9 protein-coding genes are annotated in these 8530 nt (G+C 32.5%); 7 read left to right on the forward strand and 2 right to left on the reverse strand.

Annotated features, from left to right (window positions below; translation table 11 throughout):
• Positions 1–7 precede the first annotated feature (7 nt).
• From mbhE to ACHAJD_RS01845, 4 genes are all read left to right on the forward strand, one after another.
• Entirely contained in the window at positions 8–655 is a 648-nt protein-coding gene (gene mbhE / locus ACHAJD_RS01830) for a hydrogen gas-evolving membrane-bound hydrogenase subunit E (RefSeq protein ID WP_435584147.1), read from the forward strand.
• Positions 655–990 carry a sodium:proton antiporter gene (locus tag ACHAJD_RS01835; RefSeq protein ID WP_435584148.1) on the forward strand — a complete coding sequence of 112 codons (336 nt, stop codon included), beginning with the start codon at positions 655–657 and terminating at the stop codon, positions 988–990. Before mbhE ends, ACHAJD_RS01835 begins: the two co-directional genes overlap by 1 nt.
• A complete protein-coding gene (locus ACHAJD_RS01840) occupies positions 990–2594 on the forward strand; it encodes a complex I subunit 5 family protein (protein WP_435584149.1) in 1605 nt (534 codons plus the stop codon). The genes ACHAJD_RS01835 and ACHAJD_RS01840 overlap by 1 nt, the downstream gene beginning before the upstream one ends.
• 78 nt (positions 2595–2672) lie before the next feature.
• Positions 2673–3152 carry a PH domain-containing protein gene (locus tag ACHAJD_RS01845; protein WP_435584150.1) on the forward strand — a complete coding sequence of 160 codons (480 nt, stop codon included), beginning with the start codon at positions 2673–2675 and terminating at the stop codon, positions 3150–3152.
• Between the two features lie 62 nt (positions 3153–3214).
• Here ACHAJD_RS01845 and ACHAJD_RS01850 read toward each other — a convergent pair whose 3' ends face one another.
• Both ACHAJD_RS01850 and ACHAJD_RS01855 read right to left on the reverse strand, forming a co-directional pair.
• The gene (locus tag ACHAJD_RS01850; protein ID WP_435584151.1) at positions 3215–4582 is read right to left on the reverse strand and encodes an APC family permease; all 1368 of its coding nucleotides are present in this window, start codon (positions 4580–4582) and stop codon (positions 3215–3217) included.
• A gap of 120 nt (positions 4583–4702) precedes the next feature.
• Entirely contained in the window at positions 4703–5299 is a 597-nt protein-coding gene (locus ACHAJD_RS01855; RefSeq protein ID WP_435584152.1) for a CYTH domain-containing protein, read from the reverse strand.
• Between the two features lie 123 nt (positions 5300–5422).
• On the opposite strand from ACHAJD_RS01855, the gene ACHAJD_RS01860 reads away from it, so the two are divergent.
• The 3 genes from ACHAJD_RS01860 (at position 5423) to ACHAJD_RS01870 (ending at position 8457) form a co-directional block, all read left to right on the forward strand.
• Positions 5423–6646, forward strand: coding sequence for an acyltransferase family protein (locus ACHAJD_RS01860; protein ID WP_435584153.1), 1224 nt, complete (start codon positions 5423–5425; stop codon positions 6644–6646).
• Positions 6639–7961, forward strand: coding sequence for a hypothetical protein (locus tag ACHAJD_RS01865; protein ID WP_435584154.1), 1323 nt, complete (start codon positions 6639–6641; stop codon positions 7959–7961). Before ACHAJD_RS01860 ends, ACHAJD_RS01865 begins: the two co-directional genes overlap by 8 nt.
• 61 nt (positions 7962–8022) lie before the next feature.
• Entirely contained in the window at positions 8023–8457 is a 435-nt protein-coding gene (locus ACHAJD_RS01870; RefSeq protein ID WP_435584155.1) for a PTS sugar transporter subunit IIA, read from the forward strand.
• The last annotated feature ends 73 nt before the right edge of the window (positions 8458–8530 follow it).

The following is an 8530-nucleotide window of genomic DNA, read 5'->3' on the forward strand; positions in this document are numbered from 1 at the left end:
TGTCTTGATGTTTGTTTTTTATCTTTCGATGCAAGATATTAATGAGCTTTATAATACGAGTTTAAAAGAATACTTTGCGGAGTTTGCCTATCCTGAGACGGGGTCTCGTAATATCGTTACCGCTATATTACTTGATTATCGTTTGTTTGATAGTTTGTTTGAAGCGGGGATTTTATTGATTGCCGTAAGTGGCGTTATTTGGATTAGTAAACATGATATTGAAGAAAAAAATGCACAGTTTATGATTGATAAATATAAAACACCAGATTTATTTGTGACGTTTTCACGTCTTGTATATCCTTTAATGTTAGCATTTGGGTTTTACGTTATTATTAACGGGCATCTCTCACCTGGTGGGGGGTTTCAAGGTGGCGCGATTGTTGCGACAGCGATTTTAATCCTTTATTACATTGATTCAGAAAAAGAAACAGATATTGGAATGATTGTTACAATAGAGAAATTCTTATATATTGGTATATTATTATTTGCAAGTTTAAGCATTTTTACACGTGGAGAGTTTTTTACGAATCCGTTTACAAGCCCATCAACCGATGTTAAAGCAATTTACTTAGTTGTTTTAAATATTATGGTTGGTTTTAAAGTTGCTTTAGGGTTATGGACAATCTTCACCGCATTCTTGAAGGAGGGAAGATAATGAATCCGTTATTAACATTTGTAGTTATATTAATCGGATTTTATGGTCTTAGTACAAGTACGAACATTATTAAAAGCGTATTTTGTGTCACGATTATAGAATCAGGCGTGATCTTATTATTCCTAAATTTAGGAAACTTAGATGGTGGAACCATTCCTGTTATTGGGGCTGAAATTGTTGCCATAGCAGACCCACTTCCACAAGCTTTAATGATTACAACCATCGTTATTGGCTCTACAGTAACTGCGCTTGCTTTAATGCTTTGTATTAAAATATTTCATCATTATGGAACCGTTGAGTGGGCTGAAGTACTAAGTAGGGATGGTGGCAAATAGTGCAATTAATCCCTGTATTCCTTGTATTTATACCAATATTTACAGCACTATTTATTTACTTATTCAAAAACAAACATATGAATTACTTGGCGTTCATCGCGCAATTTGCGATGACCGTTTTAGCGATTATTTACTATGCATATTATCAAGGAAATTACGAAGCAACCTTCTTTGTATTTGGAGGATGGGATGCAAGTGTAGGGATTAGTTTTTATAATGATTCATTAAGTTATAGTTTTGTTTTCTTAACATTGTTTAGTTGGTGGATGGTACTCATTTATACGTTTGATACTAAACAAACTGAACATAATTTTTTATTCTTTTTAATGTTTTTACAAGGTGTGTTTTTAGGCTTACTACAAACAAATGATTTATTTAATATGTTCGTGTTTTTAGAACTCACGACGATTATTGTTACGATTTTAATTGCCTTTAAAAAGTTAGGACACTCTTTTAGAGCCGCGATTTATTATTTGTTAATAAACACGTCTGGTGTATTGCTTTTTTTAATAGGGATTATTATTTTATACAATATTTTTGGGACCATTAACATGCGTTTTATTCAAGAAAATATCGCCATTTATGGGGATAGAAATGCGATTCGTTTTGCGTATGTTTTAATGATGGCAGGAATAAGTGTTAAATCAGCCTTTTTCCCAGTATTTACTTGGTTACCTAAAGCACACGGTGTTGCACAAAGTGCTATTAGTGCCCTATTAAGTGGATTGGTTGTTAAAGGGGGGCTTTATTTATTTATTCGAATAAATGAAATGTTTGGTGGAGCCAATATTAACTACTACCAGTTCTTTTATTTTGTGGGTGCAGCCACCGCAGTCGTTGGGGTTATGTTTGCGCTTAGTCAAAAAGACATGAAACAAATATTAGCCTATCATACAGTCAGTCAAATTGGGATTGTCATGATGGGGCTTTCTAGTATGAACGAAACAACCTTTTATGGGGGATTATTACATATATTTAACCATGCTTTGTTTAAGAGTTTACTCTTCTTAGGGGCTGGAATGATTATCAAAGCGTATAAAACGAAAAAAGTTGGTGAAATACGTGGGGTTATGCGTACGATGCCAGCAGTTAGTATTTTTATGATAATTGGGATGTTAAGTATTACTGGAGCACCGTTTTTTAACGGATTTATCAGTAAGCAAATCATTAAATATGGGATTCAAGATGTTGGGTATAAATATTGGATATTGTTTATTGTTAATATAGGGACTGCGACGTCATTTATTAAGATGAGCCAAATCTTCTTCGGTAAACAAACGATGACCATTAGAGTTCGTAAGATCACAGAAAATTTAACGCTTATGTTTTTAGCCTTTGGCTGTGTTATTTTAGGAAATTTCTATATTCCTATAAGTAACGGATTCTTTGGGATTGATTTAAGTAACTTCACCGCTGCTAATTGGGGTGCCATTTATGATTATGTACTTGCACTTACTGTGGGACTATGTTTTTATAAATTAGTGATTGAAAAAGATTACCGTCCCGTTAGAAAAATAAGAGAATTTCAAATGTCATTTGAGAGTGCGAATTATTTGTTTATGTTATATGTCGTTGTCATGACTTTATATTTTGTTGTATTTTAGTACCTAGAAATAGGTACTTTTTTTTATAATATGTCTATGAATTAGTGATATAATGAGTTTATAAAAAGGAGTGATTGTATGAAAGTAGAAGAAACGTTATTAACGGTAAAGACTTCGCGTTGGATTGCTTTAGGATTTTTAGGAAAGAAATTTATGTTAATTTATTTACTCATAATGGTTGCGGCACTTATTGCACCACTGTTTGTCCCTGATATGCCAGAACTCGTTTATTTAGGGTATGGATTAGTCGGATTATATGTATTGCTTTTTTTAGGTAGATTATTAGGGTTTAAGCGTGAAAAAGCAGATGTTACCAATCACCGTTTAATTTTATATAGACGTATAGGAACAAGTGAAAGACGTATAATGATTCCACTTCACCAAATCGTTCAAGTAGAATTAGAGCGCGGGAAATTAGGACGTTTACTTGGATTTGGTTCTGTAAAGCTTCATAATGCTGGTGGTGGAAAAGCAGATTTAGAAAGTATTGGTAAGGTAGAAAACTTTAATGAAGTGCTACATATTCAAATGATGCAAAGTTGGTCTAGAAATTTATAAAGCAGTCTTATGACTGCTTTTTTTACGTAAAAAAACACCAACATTTCAGTTGGTGTTTTTAACTATAAGTTTTTTAGTTTTTCATATTTTTGTAAGATGTAATAAATTGGTAAACCTGACATAATGATAATTAAACCAATTACTGCTTGTAACCATGATTCTCTTAACGTTGCAAATAACAGGCCAATCATGACTAAAATATTAATAATAGGGACAAATGGATAACCCCATACTTTATAAGGACGATCTAGATTTGGATAACGTTTTCTAAAAATGAACACAGATGCAAAAATTAATGCATTAAAGATTAAACCACCAAATACCACAAATGTTACAAGTTCATCTAAACTAAAAATAAGTAAAATGATTGCCACAATACTTGATGCGATAATCGCGACATAAGGGACATTGGTTTTAGGATGAATTTTAGAAAATGATTTAAAGAATGTTCCGTCTTTACCCATTGCAAAGTAAACACGAGGAAAGGCAATTATACATCCATTAACCGCTCCAAAAACACTTATGAGCATCGTTAACATGACTAAATACATTCCAAATGATCCTAAAATCAAGAAGGCACTTGTTATCCCTAAGAAGACATCGCCAGCCGCAATCATTGCCTGCATATCAGGAATAGAGATGACACGGTAGATACTAAAGTTATATAACGTGTAAAGCGCTGTAACACTTAAAATCGTAATGATTAATGAGCGAGGTAAATCACGCGCAGGATTTTTCATTTCTTCTGCGACGTTATTTAAATTAGTCCATCCTTCATAAGCCCAAAAAGTCGCAATAACCGCGAAACCAAGGGTTGATAAAATATTCCAAATACTTACATCCCCAAGATTTAAACTTAAGTCAACACGTTGTGTTCCTAAAATGAGGCCCAAAGATAACACTAAGAATATAGGAACTGCTTTAATAAATAAAAATGATTTTTGAACGATGTTCCCAAATTTAATCCCCATTAGATTTAGAATACTTAATAAGATAATAACAAGCGCCGCTATTAGTTTTTGAATCGGACTACTAATCCAGGTGCCCGTCATTGTAAAAATTACATTGGCTAAAATTAAGCCAAACGCTAATGAGAGTGCCGCAATCGAGCCACTACTTGCTAAGATGAAGTTCGTAAAACCGCTCATAAAAGCAACGGGTTTACCATAAGCTTCTTTTAAGTAAACATAATACCCACCAGTAAACGGTAAACTTGTTCCAAGTTCCGCATAGACAAGGCCTGAAAATAATGTGATTATTCCACCAATAACCCAGACAAGTAATGCGAGTCCAAGTGAAAAGTTTGTACGTATAAGGACATAAGAACCAATAAAGAAAATACCCGATCCTACCATGATGCCTGTAAGTAGTGAAATGCCACCTAGTAAATTAATCTCTTTTTTTAATTGCTTTGTTTCTTTTGTTTCCATCTAATCATCCTTTCTAATAACCAAAAAAATTATAGCAGTCAATTGAATTTTTGACAAATAGATTACGCTTTTTTTATTTAATGAATTTCTGGTCAATAAAAAAAGCACTGCATGCAGTGCTTATCTGTATCTAATACTACGTCTTTCAGCTTGTTCATAAGTAATGTTAAATTTTTTGAGTAAACCAATAAATTTATCAGTACTCGCTTTTGATGAGACCCCTTTAGATTGATCAATCCTAGTCCCAAGTTCGTAGTGTGTTTGGCCTCTGTGTGAAATGCGATCAAAAAATATCTTCATATCTTGATATAATGCAATAGTACGAGTGACTTTAATCATATTCACTAAGTGAACATCATCACCATGAATGGATGTGAGCTCTTTAATTTCTCCATCAGGGAGCTTATTGTTATAAGCGAGTAATCGCATATCACGCTCGTCTAAACGTTCGTTATATTCTAAATACGTATCTTTATCAATGGTTGGTATTTTAAGTGTTAAGTGGTAAGAAATATCGTTGTCTTTAACAATGGTTCTAAGACGTAAGGTAAAATCTTTTTTTGTGAGATTATTATTTTTTGTATCGAAATAATAATTATAATGGTAATCTTTTTTATCTGTAAAATGCACCATTAAATAATCCATGATTTCATGGCATTGTTCCTTTGTGACTTCTTGTCTTAACTCTTTATCTAGAATGCGGTTTTCTTTTACCATAAATACATCCCTCCTAGTTATTCTTATTATACACTATTTTAATTCTTTTTTTTAGGGTAGACAACTAATTTTGTTAATATGCTAAAATAGGGATAGAACTTACATTAAAAAAAGGAGTAAAAAATGAAAAAATACTATTTTGGACTAGATGTGTTAAGAGGATTAGGGATATTTTTTGTTATTGTACTGCATTCAGCATTTTATTTTTTTGATGGGGTTTATGATATTGACTTAAATAACCCTAGTTTAGTCGTTACTTTAATTGGGTTTTTACTCATGTTTGCGGGGTTATTTGCAATGATTAGTGGGACGGTTCACTCTTTAAGTTATGAAAAGAAAAGAGAAACATTAAGTAAAAAAGCGTTATTAAAATATATGGTCATGACAGGCGTTGTTTTACTTGTTGTTGCCTACTTATATTTTATATTTACAGGGCCAGGCTTAATTAATTTTAGTGATCGCAGTATGGATGAGAGTATTTTTGTGGCGTTGTTTAATCAAGGGACATTTGTTTTGCCTTCTATTGAAAGACTATTTTATGTAGATTCACTTGTTATGCTTGCTTTAAATGTAATGTTACTTGGGGTGGTGTGGTATGCACTAGACCGCTTTAAAACACAAAAAAACTTTAAATATATCGTGTTACTGGTTGCGACTTTGTTTATGATTGTCTCTTATATAAGAATTCCTTTATATAATGTATATTTAAATGCAGCCGATAATAACAATTACTTTGTTATGATTTTATTAAATTATTTCGTCAATAAAAACAATCCTATATTCCCGTTTTTTGCGTTTGCATTATTTGGTATGTTTATCGGTGTTTTATTAAAAGAAGGAAACTATAAATCTTTAAAACGACATTTACTGACAGTCGGACTTATTTATTTAGTCGTTGGGATAACAGGTTATATTTTAGCCCCAGAAACCATGCTAGAACGCGCAATTGATCCTACATGGTACTTTATTATGGTGATGCAAATCGGATTATTTTTAATGCTAACGTTAGCATTTTTAAGAATTTACGACTTCGCAAAAGTTAAAAAGGCAAATAAAGTCTCTAAGTTTATTAGCCGTTTTGGGGTTGCAGGTCTTAGTGCTTTCTTTATTGAGTCTACAGTGAGTGTCATTATTTTTAGAAGTCTAAACCTATTTACCACAGTACGTTTTGGTATGTTTGAAGCGATTATATACGGATTAGTACTAGCTTTGCTTTGGGGATTTTTCTTTATTTGGTGGGAGAAGAAAAACTATATTTACGGGGTTGAACATTTTATGACAACCTTGCTTAAACGTTTTGGTCCATCGACTAAAAATGAGAAATTAAAAGGCAACACAGATGTTTAGAATTATCACTGATTACCTTCGTTTAAAACGAAGGTTTTATCATTTAAGCGAAGCTAAGTTAAAGAAAAAACAAGAAAAATGGGTATTGAAACAAGTGAATTATGCGGTTAAATATAGCCCTTATTATTTTTTACTTAGAAGGGGAGAAAAGATCAAATCAATGGAAGCATTTTATCAGTTACCAGTGATAAATAAAAAAATAATGATGGATCACTTTAGTTCAATTAATACGTGTAAATTAGATAAAGATGAAACCATGGCATACGCAGTAGAAAAAGAATTAAATCAAGACTATTTAGGCTATTATAAGGATAAATATGTTATTGGTTTAAGTAGTGGGACTAGTGGAAATAAAGGCTTATATATTACCCCTAAAAAGCTCACCAAACGGTTACCAGGTGTCTTTTTAGCTAGAGGAGGACTATCTTTAAAAGAATTGCCTTTTAATATTTTGTTCTTATTAAGAGTATTTTCTCAAGGGTTCGAAGATATTAATGCCCCATTTCTTAAATTACAATACATGTCTACGATGAGTGATGTCGATAAAATTATTGAAAAAATCAACAATGATAAAATTAATATTTTAATGGCACCCCCAAGTTTGATTCGCTTTATATTAACTTCTAAAAGAAACATTATGGTGCCACTTAAAAAAGTAGTGACCTATGCAGAAGTATTAACTGTAGAAGAAAAAGTTAAGTTTGAGCAATTCTTTAAAACAAAAGTCATCGAAATTTATCAAGCTAGTGAAGGCCAAATGGCCAGTGCTTGTAAACATGGCCATTTACATATAAATGAAGATTTAGTTTTTGTAGAACTTTATGATGAATATAATCAACCCATTAAACAAGAAGGAATCGTATCTCATAAAATGATTATCACAAACTTAATTAACCGTGCACAACCCCTCATTCGTTATGAAATGAATGATAGAATCATACTAGATTCAACATGCACATGTGGTTCTAATTTTAGACGCATTAAGAAAGTGCTTGGTAGAGATGATGATCTTGTTTATGTTTATGACCAAGACCAAGTGCCCCGTGTTGTGTATCCTGATTTAATTTCTAGATGGATCATAACCGAAAGTGATGCCATTAGAGAATTCCAAGTCGTTCAAGAGTCTGTGGGAAAGCTGATACTTTATATTGACCTAATTGAAGATTTAGACATAAAAGATTTATTAGTTAAACGCTTTGAAAAAGAGTTAGCTCAGTTTGGATATAGTGCAGAGATTGAGGTTATAAAAGAACAACTCATCTTACCTAAAGATAAAAATAAATTTAAGCGTTTTATCTCAAAATTGAGCGTTTGACCCTACTCAAATTTAACGAACTATGATAAAATGGTTTTGTGCGATAGGAGGAATTAAGTTTATGAATGGGATGTATTTTTCGTACAAAGAAATCGATAAAGTAGAGAATTGGGAAGAAGCCCTTTATAAGGCCGCAGCTGATGCTTTACACAGTAAAGTGATTACAGCACTTTACTTAAAAGAAGTCGTCGATGTCGTTGAACAAGCAAAGACCATGTTAGTCATTAATGATGACACAGTCTTGTTGCACGCTGAACCAAGCGAAAACGTAAGAAAAGATTGTTTATGTTATTTGAAATTAGATGAATCAGTAGGGTTTTTTAATAAAAAAGTAAAGCATGTGTTCTTATTTGGTGCAAGAACCCCGGACTATCACTTAAAACTATTAAAATGGATCACTAAATTTACCATGGAAGCCTCAACCAGTCACAAACTGTATGAGCGCGATTTAATTCATGGGTATTTTACTAAAGCTTTTGAACATGTAATGCCTTAAGAACCTCATATAGAGGTTCTTTTTTTGTGTGTGCCGGGCATGGCATATAACTAGGTGGTGAAAGACCACTGTT

The organism is Liberiplasma polymorphum (assembly GCF_043951795.1).
Lineage (GTDB): Bacteria > Bacillota_I > Bacilli_A > Izemoplasmatales > Izemoplasmataceae > Liberiplasma > Liberiplasma polymorphum.